This window comes from Psychrobacter sp. 1Y4 (genome assembly GCF_051847555.1).
In genome coordinates, this window is the sequence record NZ_JBPYDE010000861.1 from 1 (window position 1) to 588 (window position 588).

A 588-nucleotide genomic window follows, 5' to 3' on the forward strand; every position below is an offset into this window, starting at 1 on the left:
TGCCGCCATTACGTCTTGTACTAATACCTCAAACCCAGCCGTTATGATTGGTGCTGGTCTAGTTGCCAAAAAAGCCGCTGCTAAAGGCCTCAAAGCCAAGCCATGGGTCAAAACCTCACTCGCACCGGGTTCTAAAGTCGTTACTGACTATTTAGAAAAAACCCATTTGATGGATGAGCTAGAAAAAACAGGCTTCTACTTAGTGGGCTATGGATGTACCACGTGTATCGGTAACTCAGGCCCATTATCAGAAGAGATTGAAAAAGGTATCGAAGAGAACGATTTGGTAGCGGCAGCGGTGCTATCTGGTAACCGTAACTTTGAAGGTCGTATTCACTCGCACGTCAAAGCCAGTTACTTGGCATCACCACCATTGGTTGTCGCCTATGCGCTGGCTGGTACGGTCGATATCGATATGACCACCCATCCACTAGGCCAAGACCAAGACGGTAATGATGTATTCTTAAAAGATATCTGGCCAACTTCAGAAGAAATTAACGAGTTGATTGCCAATAACATCGATGCTGATATGTTCCGTAAAAACTACGGTGAAGTGTTTGACGGTAGTGCCGCATGGAACGCCATTAG

1 protein-coding gene is annotated in these 588 nt (G+C 45.9%); it reads left to right on the plus strand.

Annotated elements, in window-relative coordinates:
- Window positions 1–588, plus strand: a 588-nt coding sequence (locus ACS8FC_RS19275) for an aconitase family protein (protein WP_439297974.1), incomplete at both ends; no start/stop codon positions are given.